We start from the raw sequence: 16,227 nt of genomic DNA, 5'->3' as shown, positions 1-16,227 counted from the left end.
AACTGTTGACGTCGTGTTCCGAGCGAACCTACGCTCCACGGCATCGTCAGCAGCATCATGTAGGGAAAGGCCACCATGTCGAAGCGCGTGCTTACGACCGAGTCCGGCGCCCCCGTCGCCGACAACCAGAACTCCGCCACCGCCGGCGTCGGTGGCCCGCTCCTCCTCCAGGACCAGCACCTCCTGGAGAAGCTCGCGCGCTTCAACCGTGAGCGGATCCCGGAGCGCGTGGTGCACGCCCGCGGCTCCGGCGCGTACGGCTACTTCGAGGTGACCGACGACGTCACCGCCTACACCAAGGCGAACTTCCTCGGCGAGGTGGGCAAGAAGACGGAGCTGTTCATCCGCTTCTCCACCGTGGCCGACTCGCTGGGCGGCGCGGACGCGGTCCGCGACCCGCGCGGCTTCGCGGTGAAGTTCTACACCGAGGAGGGCAACTACGACCTCGTCGGCAACAACACCCCGGTGTTCTTCATCAAGGACCCGATCAAGTTCCCCGACTTCATCCACTCCCAGAAGCGCGACCCCTTCACGGGCAAGCAGGAGCCGGACAACGTCTGGGACTTCTGGGCGCACGCCCCCGAGGCCACCCACCAGATCACCTGGCTCATGGGCGACCGCGGCATCCCGGCCTCGTACCGTCACATGAACGGCTACGGCTCGCACACCTACCAGTGGACCAACGAGGCGGGCGAGGCCTTCTTCGTCAAGTACCACTTCAAGACGAACCAGGGCGTCCGCTCCCTCTCCTCCGACCAGGCCGCCGAGCTCGTCGGCAAGGACGCCAACTCGCACCAGACCGACCTGCTCCAGGCCATCGAGCGCGGCGTGAACCCCTCCTGGACCCTGTACGTGCAGGTCATGCCGGCCGCCGAGGCCGCCGAGTACCGCTTCAACCCGTTCGACCTCACCAAGGTGTGGCCGCACGCCGACTACCCGCTCCAGCGCGTGGGCCGCATGGTCCTCGACCGGAACCCGGACAACGTCTTCGCCGAGGTCGAGCAGGCCGCGTTCTCCCCGAACAACTTCGTCCCGGGCATCGGCCCCTCGCCGGACAAGATGCTCCAGGGCCGCCTCTTCGCCTACGCGGACGCCCACCGCTACCGCCTCGGCGTCAACCACACCCAGCTCCCGGTGAACGCCCCCAGGGCGACGGTCGCCGAGAACTACGGCCGCGACGGCGCCATGGCGACCCGCAACGGCTCGCGGTACGACAAGAACTACGAGCCCAACTCGTACCAGGGCCCGGCCCAGACCGACACGCCGCTCTCCGCGCCGCTCGCGATCCACGGCTGGACCGGCACCCACGCAGCCCCGCAGCACACCAAGGACGACGACTTCTTCCAGGCCGGCGAGCTGTACCGCCTGATGTCGGAGGAGGAGAAGGGCCGTCTGATCGCCAACATCGCCGGCGGTCTGTCCCAGGTGTCCCGCGAGGACGTCATCGAGAAGAACCTCGCCCACTTCGCCGCGGCCGACGCCGAGTACGGCAAGCGGGTGGAGGAGGCCGTCCGCGCCCTGCGCGAGGACTAGTCTCCCCGGATCCTCCACGGATCCCCAGACCGCGTACGGCATCTGACGGGAGGTCAATGCCGTACGCCGTCCGGAACACCGGCCCGGATGAGGGGTGGCCGGTGTTCATGGACAGCGTGAGACCGCGGCGGCTGCGAGCCAGTGCGGTGGCCAGGACGCCCGGCCCCCCTTCCAGACCTGAAGGAAGGGACCGGCCGAAGCGTCCGCCGCAGCCGCCGCGGTCCCCACGCCCTCCCCGCACGCGGGAGGCACCACAGACCCCGCCCGGCGGCGCGAACGTCCTGTCGCGCCAGCCTCGTGCCGCCGGGCGGACACCAGACGAGAGCGCGGAACCAGGTTTACGGTCCCTGGTTCCGCGCTCTTTTCCATGCCCCGGCACCCCCGGCACCTCTCCCCCGGCGCCCCGGCACCCCGGCACCCCGGCAGCGCATCGTTTCTGCGGTGAAGATCCGCACCCGCTCGGCGGAGCGCACCGCGATGCGGGCCCCGTGCGCCCCGGGCACGGCGCTATGCAGCGGTACGTGATCAAGAACCTGATGCGCGGGCTGGTCCCGCTCGCCCTCGTCCTGTCCCCGCTCGCCGCCCCCGCCGCCTCCGCAGGCGTCCAGCTCTTCCCCGACGCGCTCGCCGAACTGACCGAGGCCGCAGAGGACCCGGCCGGATACCGGGAGGCGGCGTTCCCGCACTGGGACGAGGGCCTCGACGCGGCCGACGGCTGCGACACCCGCGCCGAGGTGCTGCTCGCGGAGGCCGTCGAGGCGCCCGCCACCGGCGGCGGCTGCGCGCTCACGGGCGGCCGGTGGACCTCGTACTACGACGGCCAGAGCGTCACCGACCCGGCGCTGCTCCGCGTCGACCACCTCGTCCCCCTGGCGGAGGCGTGGGCCTCGGGGGCGTCCGGCTGGACCGCGGCCCGGCGGGCGAAGTACGCCAACGACCAGGGGGCGGCCGCCACCCTGACCGCCGTCACCGCCCGCAGCCTGCGGGCCAAGGCCGGTCAGGACCCGGCGGAATGGGTGCCCGACGGCAACGCCGCCTACTGCCGCTACGTCGGCGAGTGGGTGGGCACCAAGCTGCGCTGGGGGCTCACGGTGGACAAGGACGAGATGGAGGCGCTCAAGCTGTTCGCCGACGGGCCGTGCGAGGAGACCGTGGTGCAGCGCTCGACAGCCCCGCGGTGAGGGCGGCGGTTACGGCGAGCGAGGCCGCCGCGAGGAGGGCCATCGCCGTCGCCGGCGAGGTGAGCTGGGCGAGTCCGCCCGCCAGGGCCGCGGCCAGGCCCTGGCAGGCGAGCATCCCGGAGCCGTGCAGGCCGAGCGCGTGCCCGCTCGACTCCTCCGGGACGAGCGCGAGCAGCCGCTCCTGGTACAGCAGGCTCGCGCCGTAACCGACCGCGGAGACGGCCACGGCCGCCGCCGCTGCCGCCGGCGGCAGCCCCGTGCCGAACGCGAAGAGCAGGTACGGGGCCGCCAGCAGGGCCTGGAGGGGCGCGGCGAGCCGCGCCCGCAGCCGCTCCGGCACGAACCGGCCGACGGCGGTGTCCCCCGCCAGCATGCCCACGGCGGCGCAGGCGAAGAGCAGGCCGGCGCGGTCGGGGGCGTACGCGACGAAGAGCGCCTCGCAGCCGACGACCAGCCCGTTCGGCACCCACAGCGCGAGGTACAGCAGCCGGCGGGGGCGGTCGGCGAGCAGCCGGGCGTTGGTGCGCCAGGTCTCGGCGGGCGAGGGGCGCCCGGCGGCGCGGGGCGGGCGGGCGGTGAGCCCGAAGCGGTAGAGGAGCGCGGCGAGCAGGTAGAGGGCGGCGCCGGCGAGGAGGGTGCCGCGCGGGGAGAGCACGGCCAGGAGCACGCCGCCGGCGGCGAAGCCGGCGATCTGGCAGAGGCCGACGGCCATGTTCATCACCGCGCGCCCGAGCAGGTACCGCTCGCGGGGCACGATCTCGCCGAGCAGCCCGAGCCGCACTCCCCCGCCGAGCGAGCCGACGACCCCGAGCACGGCGAGGAGCCCGAAGGCGGCGCCGAGCGGCATCCCGGGGACGGCCTGGAAGGCCGTGCCCGCCGCGAAGACGACCGCGACGACGGCGAGCGCGGTACGGGGCGGCAGCCGGTCGGCCGCGGACAGCAGCGTGGTGGCGCCGAGCAGTTGCGCCAGCGAGGGACCGAACATCGCGAGCGCGCTGAGCAGCGGGGACCCGGTGGACCGGAACACGAGCGTGGCCAGCCCGAGCCCGGCCACGGTCTGCGCGGCGACCTGCGCGGAACCGGCGAGGAAGAGCGGCGCGAACTCGGGCGTCCGGAGCAGGTCGCGGTAGCGGGGCACGGCGAAGCCCCCGGACAGGGGCGGGGAAAGGGACATGCCGGAAGTCTGGGGACCCCCCGCCCCCGCCGGTACTGTTTCGCCCGAGGGCGAAAGGTCACGGGCACGGGCACGGGCGCGCACGCGCGTGGACGCGGAAGGGCCGGGCACGGAAGGGCGTGCAGGCCAGGGGCCTTGAGGCGAGCGGGCTTGGGGTGAGAGGCGGGAGGGCGGGGCATGGGGTGGTGGCGGATCGGGGCGGACACGCTCGCCGGGGGGAGGTTCGTCGTCTCGCCGCTCGCCGAGACCGTCGCGGCGCTGAAGGCGCTGCGCGCGGAGCGGGCCGGGCATCCGGGTGAGCGCGGGTGGCTGGCGGAGCACCTGCCGGCGTACCGGGCGCGGATCGCGGCGGAGCCGCTGGACGGGCTGCTGCTGCGGGCGGCGATCAGCCCCACCTGGAACGCGGACTTCCTGACGCCCACCCCGCCGGGCGACGGCGAGCGGTGCTTCGAGGAGGAGGTGGCGGTGGTCCGCGCGACCGCACCGGCCGTCGCCCTCGCCGACCTGGAGGTGTCGCTCGCCGGTCCCGTACCGGAGCCGCTGGCGTCGGCGCGCGATCTGCCGGGGCGGCTCGCGGAGCTCCTGGAGTGGGTGTGGCGGGAGACGGTGCTGCCGGAGTGGCCGCGCCGGCGGCGGGTGATGGAGGCCGACGTGACGGCCAGGACCGCGCGGCTGGCGCGGGACGGCTGGGCGGCGACGCTGGACGAGCTGTGCCCGGGCAGGACCCGCTGGCTGGGCGACGGCCGGATCCAGGTCAACGCCCGTGACTATCCGCCGCGTTCGGTCGACGGCGGCCGGCTGCTGCTGGTGCCGGTGACGCCGGCGACGGGCTGGGTGTCCTGGGACGTGTCGCGGGAGGGGGACGAGCGGTACGCGATCGTCTATCCCTGCGCGGGAGTTCTGGCGGACGGGGCGGGCCCGGCGGTGCCCCGGGCGCTGGCCGCGCTCCTGGGAACGGCCCGGGCGGGCGTGCTGACGCGTCTCGAAACGCCTCTGTCCACCAGTCAGCTGGTCGCGCTGACCGGGCAGGGCCTGGGTTCGGTGGGACGCCACCTGAAGGTGCTGCACGACGCCGGCCTGGTGCGGCGCGCGCGGGCGGGGCGCTCGGTGCTGTACGAGTGGACGGAGGCGGGGGCCGTTCTCGTGCGGGCGCGGGCGGACGGGTCCTAGAAGCCGGCCCAGGCGCGGAGGCGTTCGCCGGGGACGACGTCGTGCGGGAGGGCCGCGAGGGCGGCGGCGTCGACGCGCACGCCCCGGCGGGCGAGGAGTCCGGCGAGGGCTCCCCAGTGGGCGGCCTCGGCCTGCTCGCGGGTCTCGCCGTCGCGGGGCTCGTCGGGGCCGACGACCGTGCGGGCGGTCTCCGCCACGGATTCCACCGTGAGGAAGTCCCTGATCGCGGCGTCGCCCACGACGCTCTCGGCCCAGCCCCGGTCGTCGAGGAGGACGAGGGTGCGGCCGTCGGGGAGTTCGGCCTCCAGGCGGGCCGACACGTCCAGCTGCCGGTCGGTGGTGCGGGCCGGGTTCAGCTCGACGTGGGTGACCAGGCGGGTCACGGCGGGGGCGGTGGTCATGGCGGGGCTCCTCACCCGGGCGGGGGCTCCAGCCTAACGACGGGCCCGCCCGCCCCCGTCACGTGGACGACGGGGGCGGGCGGGAGCCGGGTGGGCCCGGAGGGGCCGGGGGTCAGACCGCGAGCGGCCTGATCGCGGTGGGCGCGTGGCCCGGCTCGGTGGCCAGGTCCTCGAACTCGGTGACGTCGCTCATGTCGACGGTCTTGCTCATCGCGATGTTGGTGATGCGCTCCAGGATCGCCTCGACGACGACCGGGACCTGGAACTCGACGGCCATCTTCTTGGCCTGCTCCAGGGCCTCGCCCAGCTTGGCCGGGTCCTCGACGCGGATCGCCTTGACGCCGAGGCCCTCGGCGACCTTGACGTGGTCGACGCCGTAGACGCCGATCTCGGGGGTGTTGATGTTCTCGAACTCCAGGTTGACCTCGAAGTTGATGCCGAGGCCGCCCTGCGCCTGCCGGATGAGGCCGAGGTAGGCGTTGTTCACGAGGACGTGGACGTAGGGGACCTTGTGCTGGGCGGCGACCGCCAGCTCCTCGATCATGAACTGGAAGTCGTAGTCGCCGGAGAGCGCGACGACCGGGGTCTCCGGGTCGGCGGTGGCGGCGCCGATGGCGGCGGGGATGGTCCAGCCGAGCGGGCCGGCCTGGCCGCAGTTGATCCAGTGGCGCGGCTTGTAGACGTGCAGGAACTGCGCGGCGGCGATCTGGGAGAGGCCGATGGTGGTGACGTACCGGGTCTCCGGGCCGAAGGCCTTGTTCATCTCCTCGTAGACGCGCTGCGGCTTGATCGGCACGTTGTCGAAGTGCGTGCGGCGCTGGAGGGTGGCCTTGCGCTCCTGCGCGGAGGCGGCCCAGGCGGTGAAGTCGGGGAGCCTGCCCTCGGCCTTCCACTCCTTGGCGATGGCGACGAAGAGCTCCAGGGCGGCCTTGGCGTCGGAGGCGACGCCGTAGTCCGGGGCGAAGATCTTGCCGAGCTGGGTGGGCTCGATGTCGACGTGGACGAACTTCCGGCCCTTGGTGTACGCCTCCAGGTTGTACCCGGTGTGGCGGTTGGCCCAGCGGTTGCCGATGCCGATGACGGTGTCGGACTCCAGGAAGGTCGCGTTGCCGTAGCGGTGCGCGGTCTGGACGCCGACCATGCCGGCGGCGAGCTCGTGGTCGTCGGGGATGGCGCCCCAGCCCATGAGGGTGGAGATGACCGGGATGTTCGTCAGCTCGGCGAACTCGACGAGGAGGTCGGTGGCGTCGGCGTTGATGATGCCGCCGCCGGCGACGATCAGCGGGCGCTCGGCCTCCAGGAGGAAGCTCAGCGCCTTCTCGGCCTGGGCGCGGGTGGCCGCCGGCTTGTAGACCGGCAGCGGCTCGTAGGTCTCGGGGTCGAACTCGATCTCGGTGAGCTGGACGTCGATCGGCAGGTCGATGAGGACCGGGCCGGGACGGCCGGAGCGCATCAGGTGGAAGGCCTGCTGGAAGACGCCGGGGACCTGCGCGGCCTCCAGGACGGTGGTGGCCGCCTTGGTGACGGGCTTGGCGATCGCGGCGATGTCGACGGCCTGGAAGTCCTCCTTGTGGAGCTTCGAGACCGGGGCCTGGCCGGTGATGCACAGGATCGGGATGGAGTCGGCGATCGCCGAGTACAGGCCGGTGATCATGTCGGTGCCGGCGGGGCCGGAGGTGCCGATGCAGACACCGATGTTGCCGGCCTTGGCCCGGGTGTAGCCCTCGGCCATGTGGGAGGCGCCCTCGACGTGGCGGGCCAGCGTGTGGCTGATGCCGCCGACGTTCTTGAGCTCGCGGTAGAAGGGGTTGATCGCCGCGCCGGGCACGCCGAACGCGTTGGTGACGCCTTCGCGCTTGAGGATCTCAACGGCCGCTGCGGCGGCGGTCATACGAGGCATGGGAGTGCTCCTGCTTCGGCCGGTCGGTCGCAGGAACCGGGCGGGCCGCCCGATCCTGTTTCCGTAATGCGGAAGAACTGTTCTGCTATACGGAAGCAATGTAGGTCGGGGCCGGGAAGCCGTCAAGGGACCGCCCGCCAGACGGGCACCGGCGACCCCCTGAGAACCCCTGCGCGCCCCTCCCGATGGCCGAAGTCGCACCCCCGCGCGGCCGGATTGGTGGACGATGGGCGGACGGGAAGAGGGGGTTCGGTGTGGGTGAGTCGGTCTCGGTGCGCTGCCCGGAGTGCCGCCGGAGTCATACGTACGCGGCCCCCGTCTTCCCCTGCGCCTGCGGCAGCCCGGTCGCCGCACCGCTGCTCCCGGACGCGCCCGCCGAACCGATCCGGCACCGGACCTGGCGGGACGGCTGGGTCACCGTGCGCTGCGCCGCCTGCGGCCGCGAGGACGAGTGGCCCCAGCCGGAGCTGGGCTGCGCCTGCGGGGCGGTGCTGCGGATCGCGGTCGCCCCGGCCGGGGACCCGCCGGGGCTGCGGACCGCGGTCCCCGGGCCGGCCGCCGCGCCCGAGGAGGGGTACGGCTCCGAGGGGCACGGCCCCGCGGCGTACGCACCGGACGGCTCCGCCGGCCCCGGGCCCCTCGCCGACCCGGCCGTCCCCCTCACCGCCCCGGCGGACCCGGCCCCCGAGGAGGAACGCGGCGGACCCGGCGTCGCCGGAGACGGTGACGGCCACCCACCCGGCGACCGGAGCCCCGGCGGCCGGCCGGAGGACGGGGGCACCGAGGGGCGGCCCGGCGACGGAAGCACCGGTGCACGGCCCGGCGACGGAGGCTTCGGTGAGCGGCCCGCCGCGCCCGCCGCGCCCGTCTCGGACTGGTTCGGGGCGTCGCCGCGGTCCTTCGCCGAGCGCTACCCCGCGCACATCCCGCTGCCGCCGACCGCGCCGCGGCCCGCCCCGGCGCGGGGCGCGTTCCGGCCGGTGACGATCAGGACGGCGCGGGACGCGGTCGCCGCGGCGGCGTCGTACCTGCACTGGCTCGGCTTCCGGGAGATCGTGCAGCCGGAGGACCGGCACTCCTCCGGGGTGGACCTGCGCGGGCCCGGGCTCGTCGCCCAGGTCGACCCCAGCACCCGGCCCGCCGGGCTGCGGGCCGTGGAGTGCCTGTGGCTGAACGGCCTCAGCGCCTCCGCCGTCGGCATCTTCTTCTCGCTCGCCGGATACACCCCCGAGGCCCGGTCCCGCGCCGCCGAGATAGGGCTGCCGCTCTTCGTCCTCGACCTCACCGGCACACCGCAGCCCGTGAACAACGCGGCCGACGAACTGACCTCGGGCGGCGCCGTCTGACCCGCACCGGACCGTCCGTGCGAACGGATCCGGCCATCCACGCGTGATGATCACGCTCCCCCGGGCAGAAACACCCTGGGGGGTGGACGGCATGGGGACGGGGACGTGGTGGTGCGCGGCGGCGGCCTGCGCCGCCTGGGCCGAACTGCTGCTGGCGGCGGCGCTGCTGCGCGCCCGCGGCGCCGTCACGGGCTCCGCGGACGCGGCGACCGGGCCGGAGGCGCTGGCCCTGCTGCGGGGCGGACCGCGGGCCGCGGTGACGGTCGCGCTGGTCGCGCTGCACCAGCGCGGGGCGGTCGCGGCGGGACGCAAGCACACGATTCGGGCCAACGGCGGACCGGGCAGGACCCGGGACCCCGTCCAGCTCGGCGTCCACCGCTCGCTGCGCAACGCCCTGGCGCTGCGGGCGCTCGTCCTGCGCCCCGAGGCGCGCCGCGCGGTCGACGGCCTGCGGGCCGAGCTGGGGCGGGCGGGGCTGCTGCGCCCGCCGGGGCGCCGCCGCGCCGCCCGGCTGCTGCTGGCCGCGGCTCCCGTCACGCTCGCCGCCGGGCTCCTCGCGGGCGCCGCCGCGGGGGACGGGCCGGGGCCCGCGCTCGTCCTGGCCGCCGGGGTGCCGGTCCTCCCGGCCGCCGTCGCGCTGTGGCGGCTGCCGCCCGCCACCCGGGCCGCCCGGCGGCTCCTGTCCGAGCTGCGGGACCGGCACCCGCTGCCCGCGCACCGGTGCGAGGTGACGGACGGCCGCCTGGTCCGGCTGTACGTGGCGCTGTACGGGGACCCCGCGCTGGCCCTGTTCCTGCCGCGCTTCTCCCGCGACGGAGGCCTGTTCGACCGCCGGCCGCCCGACGGGCACTGAGCCGGGGCATACTGGCGTATGCGCATCAGAGTGGCCGCACCGGCCGAACTCCCGCTGCTCCGGTCCATCGAACGCGCGGCGGGCGAACCCTTCCGCGCCCTCGGGATGACGGCGATCGCCGACGACGAGCCCCTGCCGCTGGACGTGCTGGAGGGGTACCGCTCGGCGGGCCGGGCGTGGGTGGCGGTCGACGGGGCCGACCGGCCCGTCGGGTACCTGCTCGCGGACACCGTCGACGGCGCCGCCCACATCGAGCAGGTCTCCGTCCACCCGGACGCGGCCCGCCGGGGCGTCGGCCGGGCGCTGATCGAGCACCTGGCCGAGACCGCCCGGGAGCAGGGCCTGACGGCCCTGACCCTGACGACCTTCGCCCGGGTCCCGTGGAACGCCCCCTACTACGCCCGGCTCGGCTTCCGCCCCCTCGCCGACACCGACCCGGCCCTGACCGACGGCCTGCGCGCCATCAGCCGCGCCGAGGCCGCCCACGGCCTGGCCGCCTGGCCCCGCGTCTGCATGCGCCGCGAGCTGGAACGGCCGGCCGAGCCGGTGGAGCCCGCCGCGCCCGTGGAGGCCGCCGGGCCCGCCGCGGTCACCGAGCCGGCCGCGCCCTAGGAGCCGTACCGCTCGCGCAGTTCCACCTTGCGGACCTTGCCGCTGACCGTCATGGGGAACTCGGTGAGGATCTCCACGCGGCGGGGGACCTTGTAGTGGGCGAGGCGGTCGCGGCAGAAGGCGGTGAGTTCGTCGAGGGTGGGCGGGTCGGCCGGGTCGCGCGGGATCACGCAGGCCAGGATCTCCTCGCCGTACCGCTCGTCGGGGACGCCGACGACCTGCACGTCGGCGATCTTGGGGTGGCCGTACAGGAACTCCTCGATCTCGCGCGGGTACACGTTCTCGCCGCCCCTGATGATCATGTCCTTGATGCGGCCGACGATCTGGACGTAACCGTCCTCGCGGAGCACGGCCAGGTCGCCGGTGTGCATCCAGCGGCCCGCGTCGACGACCTCGGCGGTCCTGGCGGGCTCGTCCCAGTAGCCGAGCATCACGCTGTAGCCGCGGGTGCACAGCTCGCCCGCGGTGCCGCGCGGCACGGTCAGGCCGGTGGCCGGGTCGACCACCTTCACCTCGATGTGCGGCAGGGCCCGGCCGACGGTGCCGGTGCGCCGTTCCAGGTCGTCGTCGCGGCGGGTCTGGGTGGAGACCGGCGAGGTCTCCGTCATGCCGTAGCAGATCGACACCTCCGCCATGTTCATCTCGGCGACCACCCGCTTCATCACCTCCACCGGACACGGCGAGCCCGCCATGATGCCGGTGCGCAGCGTGGAGAGGTCGTAGGCGGCGAAGTCGGGGAGGTTCAGCTCCGCGATGAACATGGTCGGGACGCCGTAGAGGGAGGTGCAGCGCTCCTCCTGGACGGCCCGGAGGGTCGCGGCCGGGTCGAAGGACGGGGCCGGGATGACGATGCAGGCGCCGTGCGAGGTGGCCGCCAGATTGCCCATGACCATGCCGAAGCAGTGGTAGAAGGGCACCGGCACGCAGATCCGGTCCCGCTCGGTGTAGGCGATCATCTCGCCCACGAAGTAGCCGTTGTTGAGGATGTTGTGGTGGGAGAGGGTGGCGCCCTTCGGGAAGCCGGTGGTGCCCGAGGTGTACTGGATGTTGACCGGTTCGTCGGCGGAGAGGGGTTCGGGGACGTGTCCGCCGGAGGGGCGGGCCGTGAAGGCGTCCCAGCTCGCGTCGCCGAAGTACACCGCCTCCCTCAGCTCCGGGCACTCCCCGCGCACCTCCTCGACCATCGCGCGGTAGTCGCTGGTCTTGTGCGCGAGCGAGGCGAAGAGCATCGAGATCCCCGACTGGCGCAGCACGAAGGCGAGTTCGTGGGCGCGGTAGGCGGGGTTGATGGTGACCATGACGGCGCCGACGCGGGCGGTGGCGTACTGGACGAGGACCCACTCGGCCCGGTTCACCGCCCAGATGCCGACCCGGTCGCCCTTGCGGACGCCGCTGCCGAGGAGCGCGTCCGCGATCCGGTCGACGTCGGCGCCGAACTCGGCGTAGGTCCAGCGGCGTCCGGCGGCCACGTCGACCAGGGCCTCGCGGTCGGGCCAGGCGGCGACGGCCCGGTCGAGGTTGGCGCCGATGGTGTCGCCGAGGAGCGGGGTGTCCGCCGCCCCGTGGGCGTACGAGGGTTCCGTGCCGGTCACGAGAGGTCTCCTTCGGTGAACTCCGGCCCCGTGGAGGCCCCTTCGGCGGTGAGGCGGCGCAGCTCGACCCGCCGGATCTTGCCGGACACGGTCTTGGGCAGCTCGGCGAACTCGATGCGGCGGACCCGCTTGTACGGGGCGAGCACGGCCCGCGAGTGGGCGAAGAGGGCCCGCGCGGTCTCCGCGTCCGGCTTGAAGCCCTCGGCGAGGACGACGTACGCCTTCGGGACGGCGAGCCGCAGCGGGTCGGGCGCGGGGACGACGGCGGCCTCGGCGACGGCCTCGTGCTCCAGGAGCGCGCTCTCCAGCTCGAAGGGGCTGATCTTGTAGTCGGACGCCTTGAAGACGTCGTCGGCCCGGCCCACGTAGTGGATGTAGCCGTCCTCGTCGCGGGTGCCGATGTCGCCGGTGCGGTAGTAGCCGCCGGCCATCGCCTCGGCCGTCTTGTCCGGGTCGCCGTGGTAGCCGGTCATGAGGCCCACCGGGTGGGTGGACAGGTCGAGGCAGATCTCGCCCTCCGCCGCGTCGGGCCGGCCGGTCACCGGGTCGACGAGGGTGACGGCGTAGCCGGGGCTGGGGCGGCCCATCGAGCCCTCCTTGAGCCGCTGGCCGGGGCTGTTGGAGACCTGGACGGCGGTCTCGGTCTGGCCGAAGCCGTCGCGGATGGTGACGCCCCAGGCGCGCCGCACCGCTTCGATGACCTCCGGGTTCAGCGGCTCGCCGGCGGCGACGACCTCGCGCGGCGGGGTGGCCAGCCGGCCGAGGTCGGACTGGATGAGCATCCGCCACACGGTGGGCGGGGCGCAGAAGGACGTGACGCCGTGGCGGTCCATCTCGGCCATCAGCCGGCCCGCGTCGAAGCGGGTGTAGTTGTGGATGAAGACGGTCGCCTCGGCGTTCCAGGGGGCGAAGAGGTTGGACCAGGCGTGCTTGGCCCAGCCGGGCGAGGAGATGTTGAGGTGCACGTCGCCGGGCTTGAGGCCGATCCAGTACATGGTCGCCAGGTGGCCCACCGGGTAGGAGGTGTGGCTCTGCTCGACGAGCTTGGGGCGGGCGGTGGTGCCGGAGGTGAAGTAGAGCATCAGGGTGTCGTGGGCGAGGGTGACGCCGTCGGGCTCGAAGACGTCCGGCTCGCGGGCGGAGTGCTCGTACCCCAGCCAGTTCACCCCGTCGCCGCCGATCGAGATGCGGGTGTAGTCGCCGGGCACGTCGGCGAACTTGGCGGTGTCCTCGGAGCGGACGATCACGTGGCGGGCCCGGCCGCGCTCGACCCGGTCGCGGAGGTCGGCGGGGCCGAGGAGCGGGGTGGCGGGGATGACGACGGCGCGCAGCTTCATCGCGGCGAGCATGGTCTCCCACAGCTCGGTCTGGTTGCCCAGCATCACGATGATCCGGTCCCCGGCGCGGACGCCCTGGGCGCGCAGCCAGTTCGCGACCCGGTTGGAGCGGGCGGACATCTCCGCGAAGCTCACCTTCGTCTCGGAGCCGTCCTCCTCGACGATGTGCAGGGCGGTGCGGTCGTTGCCCTCGGCGATGACGTCGAACCACTCCAGCGCCCAGTTGAACCGCTCGGGGCGGGGCCAGGCGAAGCCGCCGTAGGCCGCCGCGTAGTCCTCGCGGTGCCGGAGCAGGAAGTCCCGGGCGGCCCGGAACTCCTCGGTCGCGCTGGTAGCCGTCATGTGTCCTCCTCGTTGCGGGACCGGTCCCGCCCATCGTGTAATCGGTGACCCGGATCTCACTACCCCCGTTCGGGGGTGAAGGAGTGGTGTTCTTCCGTGTCCGAGCGGATCGAAGCGGTGGAGCTGCGCGCCGCGCTGGTGCGGCTGCGGCGCGGCAGCGGGCTGCCCGTGGTCTTCGGCGGCCTGGTGCAGGACGGCGGGCTGCCGCTGCGGATCGCCGAGCTGCACGGAACGGTGACGCCGGCGCTCCGGGGCCTGACCGTCTCCCCCGGCAACGGCCTGGGCGGGAAGTGCCTGGCGCTGGCCCGGCCCTGCGCGGTCACCGACTACCCGGTGGCCCGGCACATCACCCACGAGTACGACCTGCCGGTGTCGGCGGAGGGCCTGCGGTCGGTGGTCGCGGTGCCGGTGGTCGTCCGCCGGCAGGTGCGCGGAGTGCTGTACGGGGCGCTGCGGGACGCGCTGCCGCTCGGCGACCGGGTCCTCGACGCGGCGGTGGCGGCGGCCCGGGACGTGGAGCAGGCGCTGGTGGTGCGGGACGAGGCGCGGCGCCCGGTGGAGCCGGCGGAGGCGCCGGGCCCGTCGTGGGAGGAGGTGCGGCGCGCCCACGGGGAGCTGCGCGCGCTGGCCCCGCGGGTGGGCGACGCGGAGCTGCGGGCCCGGCTGCTCGCCGTCTGCGGGCGCCTGGAGTCCGCGGCCGGCGTCCCGGCGCCGGTGCCCGGCGTGACGCTGACCCCGCGCGAGACGGACGTCCTGGCGGCGGTCGCCTCGGGCGCGACGAACGCGGCGGCGGCCCAGCGGCTCGGGCTGCGCCCGGAGACCGTCAAGGGCTACCTGCGCTCGGCGATGCGGAAACTGGGCGCGCACACGCGTCTGGAGGCGGTGGTGGCGGCCCGCCGGGCGGGCGCGCTGCCGTAGGCGCCGCCGCGCCCTCCCGGCCCCGGTGCCGGTCACTCCCCGGTGCGGAAGGCCAGGTCGTAGGCGTCCCCCTCGGGGACGGTGAGGCTCAGGACGCGTTCGGCCTCGGTGGTGATCCCGGCGCGGTCGGCCCGGCCGATCCGGCCGAAGGGCGCGACGGTGAGGGTCACCCGCTTCCCGGTCTCCTCCAGGTACCAGAGTCCGGCGACGGACCCGTCGAGGAGGAGGACGCGGTGGGCCTGGTTGCCGGTCCAGGTACGGCCCCGGTACGCGTCGGGCACGAAGCGGCGCCGGTCGGCGTGCGAGAGCAGCAGGTTGTCGAACTCGGGCAGCAGGCGGGGCGGAGCCGGGACGGAGGCGTCCGGGCGGGGCGCGTCGGGCAGGTCGAAGAGCTCGGTGCCGTCCTCGTCCCGGAGGACGAGCAGCCGGGGCCGCAGCCGCTCGAAGACGGGCCGCAGCCGGGTCACCCCGCACCAGGTCTGCATGTCCTTGACGGAGGCGGGTCCGAAGGCGCCGAGGTAGCGCAGCACGGTCTCGTCGGCGTCGGCGGGCCCGTGCGTCCGGCCGCCGAACCACACGTCGGTGGTGGTCAGCGCGACCTGCCCGCTCCTGCCCCACAGCCCGCGCGGGGTGACCTGGACGAGCGGCAGCAGGCACCGCACGTACATGACCAGGGCCTCGGGGTCGGCGTCCGGCCACTCCGCCAGCAGCCGCTCGCGGATCCGCCCGGGCGTACGGGGCTCCGCCTCGACGAAGTCGCGGGCGAGCGCGCCGAGCCGGTCCAGGTCGACGCCGGCGCCGGCGAGCTTCCGGCCGGAGAGGGCGGTGCCCCGGTCGAGGGCGCCCGGCTGGGCGAAGGCGCGCAGGGCGACGGCGTCGCGGGCGGTGTGGGTGTGGACGGTGGAGCGCAGGGTGGCGATCCGGGCGACGGCCCGGGACTCCATGAGGGCGGACAGGGCCTCGGGCCGGAAGCCGTCGAGGCGGGCCGCGAGGGCGTAGTACGGCGGCTTGGTGTTCTGCGCCTGGAGCCCCAGCAGGTGGTGCACGGCCTCCTCGGGTCCGAGCGGCGAGGGCGTGAGCAGCAGCTGGCGGGCGAGGGTGGCGCGGCCGAGGGCGCGGCGCGAGACCGGGGGGAGCGAGTCCATGCGGCGACGCTACAAGCCCATGAGGACGGTTTCCGTCCTCATGGGCGTGCGGCTCGGGGGGGGCGGGTCGGTCAGGTGCCGTCCGTCAGGTCCTTGAGCGCGGTGTTGAGGGCGAGGACGTTGACGCGGGGTTCGCCGATGAAGCCGAGGATCCGGTCGTCGGTGTGGTCGGCGACCAGCTTCTCGACCGTCGCGACGTCGAGTTCGTTGCGTTCGGCGACGCGGTGGACCTGGAGCTTCGCGTACTCCGGGGAGATGTGCGGGTCGAGGCCGGAGCCGGAGGAGGTGACGGCGTCGGCGGGGACGTCGGAGGGCTTCACCCGGTGGTCGGCGGTGGAGTTGTCCTTGACGACGGCGGCCTTGGCGTCCGTCACCCACCGGATCAGGCCGGCGTTGTCGCCGGAGCGGTTGGTGGCTCCGGACAGGATGATCGAGTACCGGGTGTTGACGCTGTTGGTGCCCAGGCCGTGGGAGGGGCGGGGCTGGAACCAGCGCAGGTCCGGGGCGTCTCCGTCGAGGTAGGTCTGGCCGATGAGTTCGGAGCCGACGACCTTCCCGCTCGCGTCCTTGATCTCGGAGCCGTTCGCCCTTCCGGGGAAGGCGAGTTGGGCGATGCCGGTGACGGCGAGCGGGTAGAGGACGCCGCAGACGAGGGTGAGGACGAGGAGGGCGCGCAGGCCCGCCCAGAGGACGCGGCCGGTGTTCGCCGCTGCGTTGTTCATC

Annotated in this window: 14 protein-coding genes; 7 read left to right on the top strand and 7 right to left on the bottom strand. The window is 74.3% G+C overall.

The window, feature by feature from the left end:
• Window positions 1-75: 75 nt before the first annotated feature.
• Together ACFW6A_RS09985 and ACFW6A_RS09980 are read left to right on the top strand one after the other, a co-directional pair.
• Window positions 76-1,533 carry a catalase gene (locus ACFW6A_RS09985; protein WP_351850152.1) on the top strand — a complete coding sequence of 486 codons (1,458 nt, stop codon included), beginning with the start codon at window positions 76-78 and terminating at the stop codon, window positions 1,531-1,533.
• Window positions 1,534-2,054: 521 nt separating this feature from the next.
• A complete protein-coding gene (locus ACFW6A_RS09980; RefSeq protein ID WP_386639742.1) occupies window positions 2,055-2,714 on the top strand; it encodes an HNH endonuclease in 660 nt (219 codons plus the stop codon).
• On the opposite strand, the gene ACFW6A_RS09975 is transcribed toward ACFW6A_RS09980, so the two are convergent.
• The gene (locus ACFW6A_RS09975; RefSeq protein WP_386639997.1) at window positions 2,650-3,852 is read right to left on the bottom strand and encodes an MFS transporter; all 1,203 of its coding nucleotides are present in this window, start codon (window positions 3,850-3,852) and stop codon (window positions 2,650-2,652) included. The genes ACFW6A_RS09980 and ACFW6A_RS09975 overlap by 65 nt on opposite strands.
• A gap of 213 nt (window positions 3,853-4,065) precedes the next feature.
• On the opposite strand from ACFW6A_RS09975, the gene ACFW6A_RS09970 reads away from it, so the two are divergent.
• A complete protein-coding gene (locus tag ACFW6A_RS09970; protein WP_351850148.1) occupies window positions 4,066-5,058 on the top strand; it encodes an ArsR family transcriptional regulator in 993 nt (330 codons plus the stop codon).
• Here the strand turns inward: ACFW6A_RS09970 and ACFW6A_RS09965 are convergent.
• The gene (locus ACFW6A_RS09965) at window positions 5,055-5,459 is read right to left on the bottom strand and encodes a hypothetical protein (RefSeq protein WP_351850147.1); all 405 of its coding nucleotides are present in this window, start codon (window positions 5,457-5,459) and stop codon (window positions 5,055-5,057) included. The two genes, ACFW6A_RS09970 and ACFW6A_RS09965, sit on opposite strands and share 4 nt — an antisense overlap.
• Before the next feature lie 112 nt (window positions 5,460-5,571).
• Window positions 5,572-7,359 carry a glyoxylate carboligase gene (gcl, locus tag ACFW6A_RS09960; protein ID WP_386478772.1) on the bottom strand — a complete coding sequence of 596 codons (1,788 nt, stop codon included), beginning with the start codon at window positions 7,357-7,359 and terminating at the stop codon, window positions 5,572-5,574.
• 254 nt (window positions 7,360-7,613) lie between these two features.
• Here gcl and ACFW6A_RS09955 point away from each other — a divergent pair, with 254 nt between their 5' ends.
• From ACFW6A_RS09955 to ACFW6A_RS09945, 3 genes are all read left to right on the top strand, one after another.
• Complete coding sequence (locus ACFW6A_RS09955) at window positions 7,614-8,705, top strand: hypothetical protein (RefSeq protein WP_386639738.1); 1,092 nt, start codon at window positions 7,614-7,616, stop codon at window positions 8,703-8,705.
• Between the two features lie 91 nt (window positions 8,706-8,796).
• Window positions 8,797-9,558 carry a TIGR04222 domain-containing membrane protein gene (locus tag ACFW6A_RS09950; RefSeq protein WP_386639735.1) on the top strand — a complete coding sequence of 254 codons (762 nt, stop codon included), beginning with the start codon at window positions 8,797-8,799 and terminating at the stop codon, window positions 9,556-9,558.
• An 18-nt stretch (window positions 9,559-9,576) separates the two neighbouring features.
• Complete coding sequence (locus ACFW6A_RS09945; RefSeq protein ID WP_386639732.1) at window positions 9,577-10,170, top strand: GNAT family N-acetyltransferase; 594 nt, start codon at window positions 9,577-9,579, stop codon at window positions 10,168-10,170.
• On the opposite strand, the gene ACFW6A_RS09940 is transcribed toward ACFW6A_RS09945, so the two are convergent.
• Window positions 10,167-11,762 carry an AMP-binding protein gene (locus ACFW6A_RS09940; protein ID WP_351850137.1) on the bottom strand — a complete coding sequence of 532 codons (1,596 nt, stop codon included), beginning with the start codon at window positions 11,760-11,762 and terminating at the stop codon, window positions 10,167-10,169. The two genes, ACFW6A_RS09945 and ACFW6A_RS09940, sit on opposite strands and share 4 nt — an antisense overlap.
• On the bottom strand, window positions 11,759-13,441 hold the full coding sequence (locus ACFW6A_RS09935; RefSeq protein WP_351850136.1) for an AMP-binding protein: 1,683 nt from the start codon (window positions 13,439-13,441) through the stop codon (window positions 11,759-11,761). Before ACFW6A_RS09935 ends, ACFW6A_RS09940 begins: the two co-directional genes overlap by 4 nt.
• A 96-nt stretch (window positions 13,442-13,537) precedes the next feature.
• Here ACFW6A_RS09935 and ACFW6A_RS09930 point away from each other — a divergent pair, with 96 nt between their 5' ends.
• On the top strand, window positions 13,538-14,359 hold the full coding sequence (locus tag ACFW6A_RS09930) for a LuxR C-terminal-related transcriptional regulator (protein ID WP_351850134.1): 822 nt from the start codon (window positions 13,538-13,540) through the stop codon (window positions 14,357-14,359).
• Window positions 14,360-14,391: 32 nt separating this feature from the next.
• Here the strand turns inward: ACFW6A_RS09930 and ACFW6A_RS09925 are convergent, their stop codons facing one another.
• Together ACFW6A_RS09925 and ACFW6A_RS09920 are read right to left on the bottom strand one after the other, a co-directional pair.
• Window positions 14,392-15,504 carry a winged helix DNA-binding domain-containing protein gene (locus ACFW6A_RS09925; protein WP_351850132.1) on the bottom strand — a complete coding sequence of 371 codons (1,113 nt, stop codon included), beginning with the start codon at window positions 15,502-15,504 and terminating at the stop codon, window positions 14,392-14,394.
• 71 nt (window positions 15,505-15,575) lie between these two features.
• On the bottom strand, window positions 15,576-16,226 hold the full coding sequence (locus tag ACFW6A_RS09920) for a potassium-transporting ATPase subunit C (protein ID WP_351850130.1): 651 nt from the start codon (window positions 16,224-16,226) through the stop codon (window positions 15,576-15,578).
• Window position 16,227 lies beyond the last annotated feature (1 nt).

This window comes from Streptomyces sp. NPDC058758, from assembly GCF_042746075.1.
Taxonomy (GTDB): Bacteria; Actinomycetota; Actinomycetes; order Streptomycetales; family Streptomycetaceae; genus Streptomyces.
Note: the sequence above shows the minus strand (reverse complement) of the source record. Positions and strands in the feature narration are given on the sequence as shown.